The 16,355-nt window shown below is 72.9% G+C and carries 16 protein-coding genes and 1 riboswitch; of the genes, 3 read left to right on the top strand and 13 right to left on the bottom strand.

The genetic code is table 11. The features are described from left to right. Positions 1–9: 9 nt before the first annotated feature. Genes AC162C_RS04175 through AC162C_RS04150 form a run of 6 tightly spaced genes read right to left on the bottom strand, consistent with a single transcriptional unit; the run spans position 10 to position 6,700 of the window. Positions 10–1,488, bottom strand: a complete 1,479-nt coding sequence (locus AC162C_RS04175) for a peptidoglycan D,D-transpeptidase FtsI family protein (RefSeq protein WP_484096450.1) — start codon at positions 1,486–1,488, stop codon at positions 10–12. After that, positions 1,485–2,792 carry an FtsW/RodA/SpoVE family cell cycle protein gene (locus AC162C_RS04170; protein WP_484096449.1) on the bottom strand — a complete coding sequence of 436 codons (1,308 nt, stop codon included), beginning with the start codon at positions 2,790–2,792 and terminating at the stop codon, positions 1,485–1,487. Before AC162C_RS04170 ends, AC162C_RS04175 begins: the two co-directional genes overlap by 4 nt. Beyond that, a complete protein-coding gene (locus AC162C_RS04165) occupies positions 2,789–3,685 on the bottom strand; it encodes a Stp1/IreP family PP2C-type Ser/Thr phosphatase (protein WP_484096448.1) in 897 nt (298 codons plus the stop codon). The genes AC162C_RS04170 and AC162C_RS04165 overlap by 4 nt, the downstream gene beginning before the upstream one ends. A gap of 14 nt (positions 3,686–3,699) precedes the next feature. Beyond that, entirely contained in the window at positions 3,700–4,179 is a 480-nt protein-coding gene (locus tag AC162C_RS04160; protein WP_462972293.1) for an FHA domain-containing protein, read from the bottom strand. After that, entirely contained in the window at positions 4,176–5,006 is an 831-nt protein-coding gene (locus AC162C_RS04155) for an FhaA domain-containing protein (protein ID WP_484096447.1), read from the bottom strand. The genes AC162C_RS04160 and AC162C_RS04155 overlap by 4 nt, the downstream gene beginning before the upstream one ends. Positions 5,007–5,035: 29 nt before the next feature. Further along, entirely contained in the window at positions 5,036–6,700 is a 1,665-nt protein-coding gene (locus tag AC162C_RS04150) for a serine/threonine-protein kinase (protein WP_484096446.1), read from the bottom strand. A 150-nt stretch (positions 6,701–6,850) separates the two neighbouring features. Here AC162C_RS04150 and AC162C_RS04145 point away from each other — a divergent pair, with 150 nt between their 5' ends. The 3 genes from AC162C_RS04145 to AC162C_RS04135 all read left to right on the top strand — a co-directional run bounded on the left by AC162C_RS04145 (position 6,851) and on the right by AC162C_RS04135 (position 9,096). After that, positions 6,851–7,996 (top strand): hypothetical protein, encoded by a 1,146-nt coding sequence (locus AC162C_RS04145; RefSeq protein WP_484096445.1) that lies wholly within the window; start codon positions 6,851–6,853, stop codon positions 7,994–7,996. Positions 7,997–8,002: 6 nt separating this feature from the next. Continuing rightward, positions 8,003–8,473 (top strand): DUF4446 family protein, encoded by a 471-nt coding sequence (locus tag AC162C_RS04140; protein WP_462972289.1) that lies wholly within the window; start codon positions 8,003–8,005, stop codon positions 8,471–8,473. 95 nt (positions 8,474–8,568) lie between these two features. Continuing rightward, a complete protein-coding gene (locus AC162C_RS04135; protein WP_462972288.1) occupies positions 8,569–9,096 on the top strand; it encodes an HNH endonuclease in 528 nt (175 codons plus the stop codon). 25 nt (positions 9,097–9,121) lie between these two features. Here the strand turns inward: AC162C_RS04135 and AC162C_RS04130 are convergent, their stop codons facing one another. The 7 genes from AC162C_RS04130 to AC162C_RS04100 all read right to left on the bottom strand — a co-directional run. Next, a complete protein-coding gene (locus tag AC162C_RS04130) occupies positions 9,122–10,027 on the bottom strand; it encodes a hydroxymethylglutaryl-CoA lyase (protein WP_484096444.1) in 906 nt (301 codons plus the stop codon). 11 nt (positions 10,028–10,038) lie between these two features. Continuing rightward, positions 10,039–10,902 carry a prephenate dehydratase gene (locus AC162C_RS04125; RefSeq protein WP_484096443.1) on the bottom strand — a complete coding sequence of 288 codons (864 nt, stop codon included), beginning with the start codon at positions 10,900–10,902 and terminating at the stop codon, positions 10,039–10,041. A gap of 144 nt (positions 10,903–11,046) precedes the next feature. Then, on the bottom strand, positions 11,047–12,039 hold the full coding sequence (gene leuB, locus AC162C_RS04120; RefSeq protein WP_484096442.1) for a 3-isopropylmalate dehydrogenase: 993 nt from the start codon (positions 12,037–12,039) through the stop codon (positions 11,047–11,049). A 31-nt stretch (positions 12,040–12,070) separates the two neighbouring features. After that, a complete protein-coding gene (leuD, locus tag AC162C_RS04115; RefSeq protein WP_462972284.1) occupies positions 12,071–12,664 on the bottom strand; it encodes a 3-isopropylmalate dehydratase small subunit in 594 nt (197 codons plus the stop codon). Further along, positions 12,661–14,070 (bottom strand): 3-isopropylmalate dehydratase large subunit, encoded by a 1,410-nt coding sequence (gene leuC / locus AC162C_RS04110; protein WP_484096441.1) that lies wholly within the window; start codon positions 14,068–14,070, stop codon positions 12,661–12,663. Before leuC ends, leuD begins: the two co-directional genes overlap by 4 nt. Before the next feature lie 69 nt (positions 14,071–14,139). Further along, positions 14,140–15,357, bottom strand: coding sequence for a threonine synthase (thrC, locus tag AC162C_RS04105; RefSeq protein ID WP_484096440.1), 1,218 nt, complete (start codon positions 15,355–15,357; stop codon positions 14,140–14,142). Between the two features lie 25 nt (positions 15,358–15,382). After that, positions 15,383–15,474, bottom strand: a riboswitch (SAM riboswitch). A gap of 93 nt (positions 15,475–15,567) precedes the next feature. Beyond that, positions 15,568–16,355 (bottom strand): dihydroxy-acid dehydratase domain-containing protein (locus AC162C_RS04100; protein ID WP_484096439.1); only part of this gene is annotated, 788 nt, incomplete at its 5' end.

Genomic DNA, 16,355 nt, shown 5'->3' with positions numbered 1-16,355 from the left:
TCAATAACGTTAGGTATTCGCCCCCGACGCGAAGAGTGCCTGCATCACCGCACGTGCGATCGGAGCAGCGGTCGCGCCGCCCGTCGAGGCCTGGTTCTCGAGCACGACGGCGATCGCGACGTTCGCCCGCTTGCCCTCCGGCCCGCCGAACGCGATGAACCACGTCGTGTTCCGGCCTTCGACGCCGGTCTCGGCGGTGCCGGTCTTCCCCCCCACGCGGTAGCCGGCGATCTGGGCCGCGGTCCCGGTGCCCGCCGCGACCGCACGCACCATCATCTCCTGGATGTCGCGCGCCGTCGTCGGCTTCACCGCGCGCTCGACGACCTCGGGCTTCGTGCGGGAGGTGGTCTTGCCGGACGGAGAGACGATCTTCTCGACGACGTAGTTGCGCCGCTGGAGCCCGCCGTTGCCGATCGCCGCTGCCACCATCGCCATCTGCAGCGGGGTCACGAGCAGGCGCTCCTGGCCGAACGCCATCCGCCCCGCGTCGACGGCGTCGTTTCGCTCCGGCAACCAGAGGTCTCCGTCGCGGTACAGCCCGCTCGGCATTCGCTCGCCGGCGGGCGTCTCGAGCGACGGGCGCTCGTAGAAGCCGAACCGCTCCGCCGTGCGCAGGATCTTCCGCGCCCCGAGCCGCTGGCCGATCGTGCAGAACACGGAGTTGACCGAGTACTGCAGGGCCGTCGCGAGGTCGATGTTGCCGAAGGGGCGCGACGTGTCGAAGTTGTTGACACGCTTCCCGTACGCGATGCAGTAGCCGGGATCGTAGAACGTCGACCCGGGCTCGTAGTCGCCGGAGTCGAGCGCGGAGGCGGCGGTCACGACCTTGAACGTCGAGCCGGGCGGGTAGAGGCCGGCGCTGCCGCGGTTGATCAGGGGGGCCGCCGGCGCGCAGTCCGCGGTGATCGCCTCGATCTCCCCGAAGCGCTCCTCGACGAGGTTCGGGTCGTACGTGGGGGAGGACGCCATCACGAGCAGCCGGCCGGTGCGCGGATCGAGGGCGACGACCGCCCCGCACTGACGCCCGAGCTGCTCGTAGGCGACCCGCTGTGCGTCGAGGTCGATCGTCGTCACGACCGTGTCGCCGACGATCGGCTTCCCGCCGAGCTCGTCGAGCGACTGCTGCACGAGCGACCCCAGGTCGCGGTCGGCACCCGTCAACACGCCGTTCATCGACTGCTCGAGGCCGGCCCGTGCGCGCCCGGCCGTCGAGTAGCCGACGACGTGGGCGGTCAGCCCGCCCTGCGGGTAGCGGCGGAAGTAGAGCGTCCGCCCGGCGACGTCGCGTTCACGGTTCCGGGCGAGCACCCTGCCCTCGTCGAGGATCGGGCCGCGCTTGATCTCGAACTGCGCCACCCGCTGGATCTCGTTGTCCTGCCGGTCGGCGAGCGAGGGCCGCGCCCACGTCTGCCAGTACGTGGTGGCCGCGACGAGGACGACCAGCAGGCCCATCGCGACGCCGGCCACGCGCGTGATCCGGCGGTTCATCGGCGCTGGGCCGCCACGGCCCGGTTGGAGACGAGCATGAGCAGGGCGAGCACGACGAAGTTGGACAGGATCGACGACCCGCCGTAGGAGACGAACGGAAGCGTGATCCCGGTCAGCGGGACGACACGGAGGACGCCACCGACGATGATGAAGGTCTGGAGGGCGAGGCCGAACGTGAGACCGGCCGCGAGGAGCTTCGAGAAGCCGTCCTGGGCGACGAGCGAGATCCTCATGCCGCGCGCGACGAGGACGAGGTAGACGAGGAGCACACCGGCCGCGCCGACGAGCCCGAGCTCCTGCGCGATCGCGGAGTAGACGAAGTCGGTGCTGAGGTACGGGATCAGCGGCGTGCCGTCGAGCGTCTCGAACGTGCCGCGGCCGAGCCCCGTGCCCCCGTAGCCGCCGTTCGCGATCGAGTAGAGGCTCTTCACGAGCTGGTAGGAGTCGCAGTTCTGCCGGTACTCGAACTGCCCGTTGAGCCCGCAGTAGACCTTCTCGTCCGTCCAGGGGTGCAGCCAGACGGTGACGCGCTGCTGCACGCGCGTGAGCGCGCTGTGGATGCCGGCGGCGCCGGCCACGAACAGTGCGAGTCCGGCACCGACGTAGAGCGCACGGCCGGTCGCCGCGTACAGCATCGCGAGGAAGATCCCGAAGTTGAGGAGGGCGGACCCGAGGTCGCTCGTCTGGACGAGGACGAGCATCGCCGCACCCCAGATCGCGAGCAGCGGGCCGAGGTCCTTGAGGCGCCCCTGGGCGAGCGACTCGCGCTTGTCCCGCAGGTACGCGGCGAGGAAGATGATCAGGAACACCTTGGCGAGCTCGCCGGGCTGGAACTGGATCGGCCCGACCTCGACCCAGAGCCGGACGCCGTTGATCCGCTCGCCGAGCCCCGGGACGGAGGGCAGGAGCAGCAGCACGATCGCGGAGACCCCGAACAGGTACTTGTACCGCTCGAGGACCCGGTAGTCGCTGCGCAGCCAGAGCAGCGTGACGACGAGCACCCCGATGCCGATCGCCACCCACACGACCTGCTTGCGTGCGTCGACCGGGTCGAGGCCGTAGATGACCGTGAGCCCGAGCGCGGTCAGGAGCCCGGCGAGCGGCAGCAGCATCGGGTCGGCGAACGGCACCGTGCGCCGCGCGACGAGGTGCGCGACGAGGTAGAGGCCGGCGAGGATCCCGGCCCACACGGCCCAGTCGGCGGAGACGGCGTCGGTGGAGGCGATCCACGTCGCGGCGAACGCGGTCGACGCGACGACGCCGACGAACACCAGTGCGGCGAGCTCGCGATTCCGTGTGCTCATCGCGTGAAGCCGAGCAGGATCAGGAGCGCTGCTGCGATCGCGACGACGGCGATGAGGAGGAGCGCCGGCCACCGGCTCCCGGCTGCGGCGCCCCAGCGTCGCACGCTCGTGGGCCGCGGCTCCGGCGCCGCCGCGTGCACCGGTGCCGGTACCGGCACAACCGGCGCGCCGCGGCCGTCCCCGGACACGGGCTCGCCCGCGACGATCTCGAACAGCACGACGGTGATGTTGTCCTCCCCGCCCGCGGCGTTCGCGGCGTCGATCAAGGCGTCTGCCAGGGCATCGGGGTCATCGCCGTACGCGGACGCGAGCCCGAGGATCTCCTCGTCGCGCATCATCGACGTGAGCCCGTCCGAGCAGAGCAGGTAGGTGTCTCCGGGCTGCAGCGGCACCGTGAACGTGTCGACGTCGACGTCCTCCTCGGTCCCGAGCGCGCGGGTGATCGCGGACCGGTACGGATGCTCGAGCGCCTCCTCCTCCGTGAGCCTGCCGGCCCGGACGAGCTCGGCGACCACGGAGTGGTCGGTCGTGAGCTGCTCGAGCGCCCCGCCACGGATCCGGTACGCGCGCGAGTCGCCGACGTGTCCGAGCGCGGCAGTGCCCGCGTCCTCGTCCACGAGGGCGGCGGTCACCGTCGTCCCCATCCCGGCGGCGGCGGGATCCTCGAGGGAACGGCGGAAGATCCGACGGTTCGCCTCCCGCACGAGCGCCGCGACGGCGTCCTCGCCGGCGGCCCCGTGCGGGCGCTCCGCGAGCGCGGCGACGGCGAGCTGCGACGCGAGCTCGCCCGCCTGCGCCCCGCCCATGCCGTCGGCGACGGCGTACAGCGGCGGGTCGCAGAGGAAGACGTCCTCGTTGTGGACGCGCCGGCGCCCGGTGTCCGTGCGTCCCACGACGCGGCCGGTCCTCACGTGACGACCTCGAGGTCGGTGCGCCCGATCCGGACGACATCGCCCGCCTGCAGCAGCCTGCGGCTCGTCAGCCGTGCGCCGTTGACGAACGTCCCGTTCGTCGAGCCGACGTCCTCGACCCAGAGGCCGTCGCCGTTGGCCTCGACGAGCGCGTGGCGTGACGAGACGAACTCGTCGCCGTCGAGCCGCACGGCGTTCTCGGCGCCCCGGCCGATCCGCGTCTGCCCGGCGACGTCGATCGTCGAGCCCTGGCGGAGGACGGGGCTCGACTGCACGCGGAGCCGCCCCGGAGTGGGCGCGAGCTGCGCGCGAAGGCGCGCCGCCTCCGCGGCCGGGACGACGATGCTCTCCTGCGGGCTCGTGCGCAGGTCCCGGGTGGCGCTCCGCACGACGAGCCAGATGAAGAGGTAGAGGAGGACGAGGAACCCGATCTTCAGCGCGAGGAGCGTCTCGTCCGTCGACAGGGCTACCGTCACGTCGACACGCGGTCGAAGATCACGTCGGTGCTGCCGAGCGTGATCCGGTCGCCCTCCGCGAGCTCTGCCCGCGTGATGCGCTGTCCGTTCAGCTCGGTGCCGTTCGTCGAGCCGAGGTCGACGACGACCCACGTCGTCGCACCCTCCTGCACGACCTCGCAGTGGCGGCGCGAGACGTTCGCATCGGCGACCGGGAGGTCGCAGTCACGGGAGCGACCGAGCACGACACGCTGCGACTCGACCGGATGGACGGCCCCGTCGACCGTCAGCGTCACGCGTTCGCGTGCGACGGGCGCGGGCGCCTCCGCCGGGCCCTCGTCCGCCGGGCGGTAGACGACGGTCGCGGCGGGAACGGCGGCCGCGGCGACGGGGAGCTCCGCGGGTGGCGTCGGTGGGGAAGCGACGGGGGCGGGGGCCGGAGCCTCCGGCGCCTCCGGAAGCGACGGGGCGCCGGGGCCGGAGTCGACGACCCGGGTGGCGATCCCGAACTCCCCGACCGCCAGGTCGTCGTCGGTCGTGACCTCGACGCGGGGAGGGGTGAGCATCGAGTAGCCCTCCCGCCGGGCGTGCTCGGAGAGGTACTCCTGGAGCTCTCCGATCAGCGAGGCCTCGTAGGACGCGAACTGCTCGCGATCGGCGGGGGAGAGGTACACGGTGTACTCGTTCGGGACGTACACGCGGGAGACCGAGACCGAGCGGTGCTCGTCCATCTCCTTGGCGAGCTTCCGTGCGAGCTCGACGGGCTGGACGTGGGTGCGGAAGGCGCGTCCGAACACCCCCTCGAAGAGGCCTTCGATCTTGCTCTCGATCGTGCGCAGGACGCTCATGGGCGGGGGGAGCCTCCGACGGGGCGAGTCTAGCTGCCGCGCTTGACCGTCCGGGCGAGCGCGGGTCGGGCTGCGAGGAGGAGACAGAGCACCCAGGTGCCCACGACGACGCCGAGCCACGGGATCGCGGGCGCCCAGAGGAGGACGAGGGCGATCTGCAGTGCGCCCAGGGCGGCGATCCCCCAGAGGCCGCGAGCGATCGCACGCGGGAGGAGCGCGGCGACGAGCGCGAAGGCGAGCGCCGTCGTGAGGAGTGCCGTGTTCTCGCCGAGCACTCCCGTCAGCGCGTGGACGACGTCGGCAGGCCGCTCGGAGCCCGCGACGCCGAGATCGCCGATGGTGTTGCCCGTCAGGGGCAACGGCACGCCGCGGAGGCCGGCCACGAGCGCGGCCGCCAGCACGGCGAGGGCTGCATGGAGCGCGCGGAGCGCTGTTCCGCGCACCGGCTGGACGGCGAGCGGGACGAGCGCGAGGAGGCCGACGGAGGCGAGCAGGGGCCCGACGACGAACGCGACACCCGCGCGCGGCTGTCGCCACGAGACGGCGAACAACGCGGCGGCGACGGCGATCCAGCAGACGGCTGCCGCCTGCGCCTCGTTCCCGAGCGCGAGCGCCGGGAGCAGGAGAGCGGCCGCGAGGCCGAGCCGTGGGCGGCGCACGGCGATCGCGCCGACGACGACCGCGAGCAGGAATCCGACACGGGGCGGCCAGAACGGCAGGATCAGCGTCCCGCCACCGGCCGCGAGCGCCACGAGGCCGCCGGAGACGAGGGCGGCCGCCGACGGCGTCGCCGGGACGGCACGGGTCGCCGGGCGTCGCGCGGTGATCGTGCGGGACGTCGCCGCGCGCCGCTGCTTCCTCGGCCGTGCGGCGACGTACGCCTCCCGGAGCTCCTGCGCGAGCCTCGTGGCCGATGGCCGCTTCGACGGGTCGACGTGGAGGGCGGACGCGACGGCGGCGACGAGCCGACGCGGGAGGTCCGGGCGCTCCGCCGAGAGCGGGGGCGCTCCGGCCTCGATCGCCGCCGCGACCTGGGGCAGCGGGACGCCCCAGAAGGGATGCCGTCCGACGAGCGCCTCCCAGAGCATGACTCCGACGGCCCAGATGTCGCTGCTGTTCGACGCGTCCTGTCCCCGGAGGCGCTCCGGCGGGATGTAGGCGAGCGTCCCGGGGACGTCGCCGACGGCCGTCAGCGTGTCGGCGTCGTCGAACTGGGCGAGCCCGAAGTCGAGCAGCTTCACCGAGACCGGCGTCCCCTCCTCGACCAGGATGTTCGACGGCTTCACGTCGCGGTGCACGATCCCCGTCCGGTGCGCGTGTGCCAGCCCGTCCAGCACCTGCGCTGCGATCTCCACGGCCGAGCGGTCGGTGACGAGGCCCTGGCGCAGGAGGTCCCGGAGCGTCGTCCCCCGGACGTACTCGTAGGCGATGTAGACGTGACCGTCGTCCCCGCCGAACCCGTAGGCCCGGACGCACCGCTCGTGCCGCAGGCGGGAGGCGGCTTCCATCTCGCGCATCGCACGCGCCGCGCGCTTCCCCTCGCGGGGGACGATCTTGAGCGCCACCTCGAGCCCCGTGCGCTCGTCGCGGGCGAGCCAGACGGACGCGGAGCCGCCCCGGCCGATCGGCCGCAGGGGTCGATACCGGTCGAGGACGAGCTCGCGGTCGGTGAGGACGGAGGCCGCGGTCGACACGTCCACGAACCTTCGCCGTGACGACCGCTGGTCCTTTCGCGACGGGGCGATCCCGTACACTGGCCGAATCGGAACGCACCGACCCAACGTGACGATGCACATGCCGATCGCACCCACGCCCCTGGCCGCCGGGACCACGAGGAGCGTTGCGTGAGCGCCCACGACGACGACGTCCTCGACTTCGATTTCGTCGAGGACGCGACGCGCGAGGTGCAGCCGTCGTCCGGCGGTCGAGGTGGCGGCGGAGGCGGCGGGCCACGCCGGCCCCACCTGCGGCGCGACAACCAGAACGTCACGCCGCTCCTGCGCCTCGTCGCCCTCATCGCGTTCGCGATCCTCGTCGTCGTCCTCCTCGTCGTGTGGGTCGACGGGTGTCAGAACGACCAGCAGCGCGATGGCTACAACGCGTTCTACGAAGACATCGGCGCCGTCGGCGCGAACTCGGTGAAGATCGGCAAGGACCTCGCCGCGCTGCTGACCACCCCCGGGCTCAAGCAGGCCGACCTCGAGCAGAAGCTCGGCGGGCTCGTCCAGCAGCAGCAGCTCGGCGTGAAGCAGGCGCAGGAGGTCGACTCCCCGGGCCCGCTCACCCCGGCGCACGAGCACGCGGTCGAGGCGCTCCAGCTGCGGGTCAACGGCATGCAGGGGCTGCTCGACACGTTCAAGGAGACGGCGTCCTCGAACGACGCGACAGCGGCGGGCCAGCAACTCGCCGCCCGTGCGAAGCGGCTCGAGGCGAGCGACGTCGTCTGGGCCGATCTCTTCCAGGCACAGGCAGACAACACGGCCGCCGCGGAGGGCGTCGACGGTGCGAACGCGGCTCCCGGGTCGGTCTTCGTGGCGAACACCGACCTCTACACGGCGCAGTCGATGACCGCGATCTGGCAGCGCGTGCACGGCGCCTCGACGGGCGGGACACCGACCGGGTTGCACGGCTCGGGGCTCGCCTACACGAAGGTGCTCCCGTCGGGACAGCAGCTCTCGCCGTCGACCGAGACCACGATTCAGGTCTCCACGCAGCTCGGGTTCGAGGTCGGCGTCACGAACACCGGCGAGAACCAGGAGGTCCAGGTCGAGGTCACGCTCACGATCCCGCGGCAGACGACGCCGATCGTGAAGAAGGCGACGATCGAGCTGATCGACCCCGGCGAGACGAAGTCGGTCGTGTTCAAGAACTTCGGCGAGCTCGAGTTCGGCGAGAACACGACCGTGCAGGTGGGCGTCAAGCCCGTGCCCGGGGAGTCGAACACGTCGAACAACTCCGCCGAGTACCCGGTCATCTTCTCGCTCGGGTAGTCGGCCGTGGACCTTGCGCTCGTCGTGGCGATCTGTGCGGCCGCGGTGGCCACACTGTCTCTCGCCGCCGCCGCCGTCCTCGCCCGCCGCGTGCGCCTCCTCGGCCGGGGCCAGAAGGCGATCCTCGGCGGCTCGGCCGCGGACGTCGTCGACTTCGCCGTCTCGTTGCAGGGTCGCATCGACGACCTCCACCGGGCGGTCGACGAGGTCGCGGCGGGGCTGACGCGGGTCGACCGGCGGGTCGACGCGTCGATCACGAACACGTCGGTCGTCCGCTACGACGCGTACGAGGACACCGGTGGCCAGCAGTCGGCCTCGTTCGCGTTCCTCGACTCGCATCGCACGGGGACGGTGATCACGGCGATCCAGGGCCGCGACTACGCCCGCATCTACGTCAAGGAGCTCGATCGCGGCAAGGCGGCGGTGGCGCTCTCGCCGGAGGAGCAGGAGGCCGTCCAGCGCGCGATGGCCCGCTGAGCCGCGGGACGCCCGTCGGCAGCCCGTGCACGGCGGTGCGACCGACCCTCGCGCGTCCCTCGCCGGGAGGAAGCGCGCTGGTACGCTCAGCCCGCGTGGCGGAAGTCCTCGTCCTCAATGCGAGCTACGAGCCCCTGAACACCTGCTCGGTGCGGCGGGCACACGTGCTCGTCGACAAGCGCAAGGCGGAGATCGTCGAGCACGCGAGCGAGCCGCTGCGCTCGGCCGCGGCCTCGTTCCTCCGGCCGCTCGTGATCCGCCTGTTGCAGTACGTGCGCGTGCCGCGCACGGTGAAGCGTCGGATCTCGCGGCGGGTGCTCTTCGCCCGGGACGGCTGGCGCTGCGTCTACTGCGGGACCGCGAGCCAGCGGCTCACGCTCGACCACGTGATCCCGCGCTCGCGGGGAGGCGACTCGACCTGGGAGAACGTCGTGACCGCCTGTGCGCCGTGCAACCTGCGGAAGGGCGACCGGACACCGGAGGAGGCCAGCCTCCACCTCGCGCGGGCGCCGCGGGCGCCGGCCCCCGTGCTGTTCATCCGTCTCGCGCTGCACCGCATGCCGGAGATCTGGGCCCCCTACCTCCCCGGCCTCGACGGCGAGCTCGCAGTCGAGGCGGCCTGAGCCGCACCCGCCCCCGCCCTGCCTCCTACGCTCGGGGCGCGGGCCACCGACCGGCGCGCGAGACCCGACCGGGAAGCGTGCGCCCGAGCACGCCGGCGATCCAGCCGACGGTCGCCACCAGCGCGTCGAGATCGACGCCGGTCTCGACGCCCTCTCGATCGAGCAGGTACACGAGGTCCTCCGTGGCGAGGTTCCCCTCCGCACCGGGCGCGAAGGGACACCCCCCGATCCCGCCCGCCGAGGCGTCGAGCACCGTCGCGCCGGCCTCGAGCGCTGCCCACGCGCATGCCAGCGCCGTCCCGCGCGTGTCGTGGAGGTGGACGCCCATCGGCTCCCGCAGCGTCCGCCGACAGCGGTCGACGAGCCGCGCCACGCGGGTCGGGGTCGCGACGCCGATCGTGTCCGCGAGCATCACCTCGTCCGCTCCCGCCGCCGCGATCCGCCCGACGAGGTCGTAGACGACGCCCTCGTCGACCTCGCCGTCGAAGGGGCAGCCGAACGCACAGCTCAGCGTGATCGTCGCCCGGCGGCCGTCGCGCTTCGCTGCCGCGACGATCCTCGTCACCGCCTCGAGGCCGGCCTCGACCGTGCTGCCCGTATTGCGCTGCTGGAAGGACTCCGTCGCGGCGAGGGAGGCGTGGGCCTCCTGCAGCACGGTCGCCCGCAGGCGCTCGTAGCCGCGCTCGTTCAGCACCAGCCCGGCGAAGGTCGTGGCGGGCGCGACGGGGAGTGCCGCGACGACCTCCTCCGCCCCCGCCATCTGCGGCACGAGGTCGTCGCGGACGAAGCTCGCGACCTCCACGCGCGGGAGCCCGGCAGCGGCGAGGCGCTCCGCCAGCTCGGCGCGCCGGGCGGGGGCGAGCACCTCGGGCTCGTTCTGGAGCCCGTCTCGCGGGGCCACGTCGCACAGCGTCACCCGCAGCTCGGCCATCGCCCCTGACTCTACGCGGCGACGGTCGTCGCGCCCTCGTCCTCGAGGTCGGCGCGGTACGAGCCGAAGACGCGCAGGTAGGCGGTCTGGGCCTGCATGTCGTGCAGCGCCGCACGGACTTCGTCGTCGAGCGGGTGTCCGCCGAGGACGGCGTCGAACCGGTACCGCCACGGTGTCTGCGGAATCGGTCGCGACACGAGCTGCACCATGTCGATCCCGCGTCGGGCGAGGGGCTCGATCGCCCGGTGGAGCGCCGCCGGCCGGTGGTCGGTGACGAACGAGAACGCCGTCCGCCACGCCCCGTGTCGTCGATCGAGCCGCGTGTAGGGGGCGAGGGCGGCGAACCGGGTGTACGCCTCCGGGTGGTCGCCGACGTTATCCGCGATCACGACGAGCTGGTTCATCCGGGCCGCGCGGGCGCTCGCGATCGCGACGATCCCGGGATCGTCGAGCTGCCTGATCGCGGCGGCGGCGTCCCCGGTGGTCGCCGACGAGATCGCCGTCGCCCACGGCATCGAGGCGAGGAGCTTCCGGCACTGGTCGAGCGCCACCGGGTGCGAGTGGATCTCCCGGACCTCCGCGAGCGGCACCTCCTCCGTCCCGACGAGGCAGTGGTTGATGGAGAGGATCGCCTCGGCGACGATCGACAGCGGGGAGTCGAACAGCAGGTCGTGCGTCTCGTTGACGGGCCCCGAGAGCGAGCTCTCGATCGGCAGCACGCCGTAGGTGCACCGGCCGCCCGCGACGGCCCCGACGACGTCTTCGAACGACGGCGCCGCGACGAGGCGTGCCGCCGGAAACAGCCGGTCGCACGCCGCGGCGCTGTGCGCTCCCTCTCGGCCCGGGTACGCGACGGTCAGTTCGTTCGTGGTCATGCGCTTCGCCTTTCCTGGTCGGTGGTGCCGCCGCGGTGGTCAGCTAGCCGGCGATGGGCGGAAGAGGCGCCGGCTAGCCGGTAAAGGCGAAGCGGAAGGGCGCGGGGCCGGAAAGGGTTGGCGGCAGCGCGCTCCTCATGGTCGCTACAGGGTAGGGGCCGCGCCGAGCGCGCGCAACACGGCGTCCCCCGCCTCGCGGGTCGTGGCGGTGCCCCCGCGATCGGGGGTCGGGGCCTCGACGAGCGCGAGGTCGACCGCCTGCTCGAGCGCGGCCGCGTCGTCGTCCCGGCCCAGTGCGTGCCGGAGCAGGAGGGCCGTCGACCGGAGCATCGCCGCCGGGTTCGCGATCCCCTGCCCGGCGATCTGCGGTGCGGAGCCGTGCACGGGCTCGAAGATGCCCGGGCCCTCGTCTCCCAGGCTCGCCGACGCGGCGAGCCCGAGCCCTCCGGTCACCGCTGCGGCGACGTCGGAGAGGATGTCGCCGAACGTGTTCTCCGTGAGCACGACGTCGATCGACTGCGGGGCCTCCACGATCGTCATCGCGAACGAGTCGACGAGCGCGTGATCGAGCGGGACATCGGGGTACTCGGCCGCGCCGAGCTCCGTCACGACGTCGCGCCAGAGCCGCGACGTGTGGAGCACGTTCACCTTGTCGACGGACGTGACCCGTCCTCTGCGCCCGCGGGCGATCTCGAACCCGCGGCGGGCGATCCGTTCCACCTCGGGGCGCGTGTACTCGCACGTGTCGTACCACGTGCCGTCGTCGCGCGTGCCCCGCGCGCCGAAGTAGAGCCCGCCGGTGAGCTCGCGGACGATGATCATGTCGATGCCGTCGCCGTGCGCCGGGCGCAGGTTCGCGTAGACGCCGAGCTCGCGGCGCAGGCCGAGGAGCCCCTGCTCGGGGCGCACGGGCGCGCCCTCCAGCTCGGGCAGCCCGACGGCCGCGAGCAGCACGGCGTCCGCGGTGCGGCACGCCGCGAGCGTCTCGTCGGGAAGAGGCGTCCCCTGCGCGAGGATCGCCGCGCCGCCGAACACGTGCTCCGTGTGGTCGATCCCGAGCGCGTCCAGCACCCGCACGGCCTCGGCCGCGACCTCCGGCCCGATCCCGTCGCCGGGCAGGACGGCGACCCGTGTCACCGCGCGTCGTCCCCGCGCGAGGGCTCGGTGATCATCCGATCCCGTGCGAGCGCTCGTAGGCGGCGATCTCGTCCTCGTGCTGGAGGGTGAGGCCGATGTCGTCGAGACCGTTGAGCAGTCGGTGCCGGACGGCCTCGTCGATCGCGAACGGCACCTCGCGCCCGTCGGGCGCCACGATCACGCCGCGCTCGAGGTCGACGGTGACCTCCGAGCCCGTATCGAGGTTGACCGACTCCATCATCTGCTTCACCTCCTGCTCGGGAAGCTCGACCACGAGCATCCCGATCTTCGAGGCGTTCGTGCGGAAGATGTCACCGAACGAGGGTGCGATCACGACGTCGAACCCGAAGTCCTGCAGGGCCCAGGCCGCATGCTCGCGGGACGACCCGCAGCCGAAGTTGCGCCCGGTCAGCAGCACCTTCGCGTCGGCGAACTCCGGCCGGTCGAGGGGGAAGCCGGGGAGCGGGTCGCCGTCCTCGTCGTGCCGCTGGTCGTAGAAGAGGTACGCGCCGAAGCCGGTGCGGTCGATGCGCTTGAGGAACTGCTTGGGGACGATCTGGTCGGTGTCGACGTCTGGCCGGTCGAGCACGGCGACGCGTCCCGTCTCGCGGACGAACGGCTTCATCCGACGGCCTCTGCGATCTCGAGGGCGCGGATGTCGACGAAGTGACCGTGGAGGGCGGCGGCTGCCGCCATCTGCGGGCTGACGAGGTGCGTCCGCCCGCCGCGGCCCTGACGACCCTCGAAGTTGCGGTTCGACGTCGACGCGCACCGCTCGCCCGGCGCGAGGATGTCGGGGTTCATCCCGAGGCACATCGAGCACCCGGCGCGGCGCCAGTCGAAGCCGGCGTCCCGGAAGACCGCGTCGAGGCCCTCCTCCTCGGCCTGCGCCCGCACCTTCGCCGACCCCGGGACGACGAGCGCCTGGACGCCGTCGGCGACGCGGTGGCCGCGGACGACGGCAGCCGCCGCGCGGAGGTCCTCGATCCGCGAGTTCGTGCACGAGCCGAGGAACACGCGGTCGATGCGGATGTCCTCGATCGCGGTGCCTGGCCGGAGGCCCATGTACTCGAGCGCCCGCTCGGTGGCGACCCGGTCGTCCCCCTCGAAGTCCGCGGGGTCCGGGACGCGGCCGGTCACCGGTACCACCATCCCGGGGTTCGTCCCCCAGGTCACCTGCGGGGCGAGCGCGTCGACGTCGACGACGTGGTGGACGTCGACTTCCGCCTCCGGGTCCGTGGCGAGCGCGCGCCAACGGTCGAGCGCCTCCTCCCACGAGCGGCCGGTGGGGCTCTGTGGGCGACCCTCCAGGTACGCGAAGGTCGTGTCGTCGGGGGACACCATCCCGGCACGGGCTCCCCACTCGATCGACATGTTGCAGATCGTCATCCGGCCCTCCATCGAGAGCCCGCGGATCAGGTCGCCCCTGTACTCGACGGCGTGCCCGACGCCGCCGTCGACGCCGAGCTCGCCGATCGTGCCGAGGATCACGTCCTTGGCCGTGAGCCCGGGGTGCAGGTCGCCCGTGTACTCGATGATCATCGTCCGCGGCCGGCGCTGCGGGAGCGTCTGCGTCGCCATCACGTGCTCGATCTCGGACGTCCCGATGCCGAAGGCGAGCGCGCCGAACGCCCCGTGCGTCGACGTGTGGCTGTCGCCGCACACGATCGTCATGCCGGGCTGCGTGAGGCCGAGCTCGGGCCCGATCACGTGCACGATCCCCTCGCTGCCGGACCCCGTGGCGTGGAGCTCGATGCCGAACTCGGCGCAGTTCCGACGCAGCGCGTCGAGCTGCTCCCGCGCCATCGGGTCCGTCACCGGCCCGTCGGTCGTCGGCACCGCGTGGTCCATCGTGCCGACCGTGAGCTCCGGGCGACGCATCCCGCGCCCGCCGAGGCGGAGCCCGTCGAACGCCTGCGGCGACGTCACCTCGTGGATGAGATGGAGGTCGACGTAGAGCAGGGCGACGCCGTCCTCGTCCACGCGGACGACGTGCTCGTCCCAGACCTTCTCGAACAGCGTCCGGCTCATGCGCCCAAGGCTATCGCGCGCCGGGTCGTCGCGACGCCCCGCCCACCGACGGTCCACGGCCTCCCACGATCACGCGACGACGAGCCCGTCGACGAAGGCGTCGGCGTCGGCGGCGATGTGGACCGGCGTGAAGGTGTGCGCGACCGCCTGCGGCGTCTTCAGCCCGTCACCGGTGACGAGGAGCACGACCCGCGCGTCGCGCTCGACCTCGCCTGCCTCGACGGCTGCGTGGAGCGCGCCGAGCGTGACCCCCGTCGCCGTCTCGCCGAAGACGCCGGTCGTCTGGGCGAGCCAGGCCATGTTCTCGCCGATCTCCGTCTCCGGCACGGCGTGGATCGCGCCGCCGGTGTGCCGCGCCGTGGCGACCGCGAAGTCGCCGTCCGCAGGGCTGCCGATCGCGAGGGAGCGCGCGACGGTGTCGGGCCGCACCGGTGCCACCGCCTGCTCGTCGCGGAACGCCGTCGCCACCGGGGCGCAGCCCTCCGCCTGCCCGCCGACCAGCCGCGGGGGCGTCCCGTCGACGAGCCCGAGCGCGAGCAGCTCGCCGAAGCCCTGGCCCACCTTGTGGTAGAGGGCGCCGGACGCGATCGGGATCGCGACGACGTCGGGCAGCGTCCATCCGAGCTGCTCCGCGAGCTCGTACGCGATCGTCTTCGAGCCCTCCGCGTAGTACGAGCGGAGGTTGACGTTCACGAAGCCCCAGTCGAGCTCGAACGACAGCTCGACCGAGAGCCGCGAGCAGTGGTCGTACGTGCCGTCGACGGCGTAGATCGTCGGCCCGTAGACCGCGGCGGCGGCGAGCTTCTCCGGTTCGAGGTCGGCAGGGCAGAACACGGCGGCGCTCATGCCCTCCGCCGCCGCTCGCGCCGCGACGGCGCCTGCGAGGTTCCCCGTCGAGGAGCACGACAGCGTCTCCAGCCCGGCCTCCTGCGCCTTCCGCGCGGCGACGGCGACCACGCGGTCCTTGAAGGAGTGCGTCGGGTTCGCGGTGTCGAGCTTGAGCCAGAGCTCGGCGACGCCGAGCTCGGCGGCGAGCCGCGGCGCCGGCACGAGCGGCGTCAGCCCGGGGGCGAGCCGCGCCTCCGCCGGTGCCTCGACGGGCAGCAGGTCGGCGTAGCGCCAGATCGAGGAGGGGCCGGAGGCGATCCGGTCGCGCGTCACGGTCTGCCGCAGCGTCTCCCAGTCGTACGTGGGATCGAGGGGGCCGAAGCACTGCGCGCAGGTGCCGACGACGTCGAGCGGGTGCTCGGTGCCGCAGACGCGACAGGAGAGGGATACGGCTGACACGGGTGGAACCTCCTTCGTCTCGCTCGACACATCCGTCCGGGATTGGCACCGGGCCCTCTCTCGAGGGGGGTTGCCGAGGCTTCACAGGGCCGGTCCCTCAGCCTCTCTCGATGTGGAGCGGGACGAGTCCCGCGCCGCCACGCAGCGTACCTGATCGCTCGTCTGGCGCAAAGCCGCCGTGCACGCCGGACGGCCCCCGCCCGGACGGCCCTAGGCGCTCTCGTACGCCGAGACCGTCACCGCGCCCTCGGACGCCGAGGCGACGAGCGTCGCGTAGGTGGCGAGGGCGCCGCGCCGGTAGCGGGGCTCGGGCTCGACCCAGTCGGCGAGGCGCGCGGCGATCTCGTCGTCCGCGAGCTCGACGTCGAGGCGGTGCCGCTCGACGTCGACCACGATCGTGTCGCCCTCGCGCACCGCGGCCAGCGGGCCGCCCTTGGACGCCTCGGGGGCGATGTGCCCGACCATGAACCCGTGCGTGGCGCCGGAGAAGCGGCCGTCGGTGATCAACGCGACCGACTCCGACAGCCCCTCACCGACGATCGCCGCGGTGACGTGGAGCATCTCGCGCATCCCGGGGCCACCGTGCGGCCCCTCGTAGCGGATCACGACGACGTCGCCGGGCTGGATCGCGCCGGCCTTCACCGCCGCGAACGTCTCCTCCTCCGAGTCGAAGACGCGTGCCGGCCCGCGGTGCACCGTGCGCTCGTGCCCGGCGAGCTTCACGGCGCAGCCGGCGGGAGCGAGGTTGCCGTAGAGGATGGCGACGCCGCCGCGGGGCTTGAGCGGGGACTCGATCGGGACGACGACCGTCTGGCCCTCGGTCTCGACGGCCCCGTCGGCGATCTCGCCGACCGTCCGCCCGTCGACCGTCCGCGCCTCCTCGTGCAAGAGGCCGGCCTTCTTCAGCTCGCGGGCGACGAGGGCGACGCCCCCGGCGCGGTACATGTCGTTCGCGTGCCACCGTCCCCATGGCTTCATGTCGGCGACGATCGGCGTCC

It is taken from the genome of Gaiella sp., assembly GCF_057140465.1.
The sequence above is the reverse complement of the archived record's forward strand: the minus strand, read 5'-3'. Positions and strand labels throughout refer to the sequence as shown.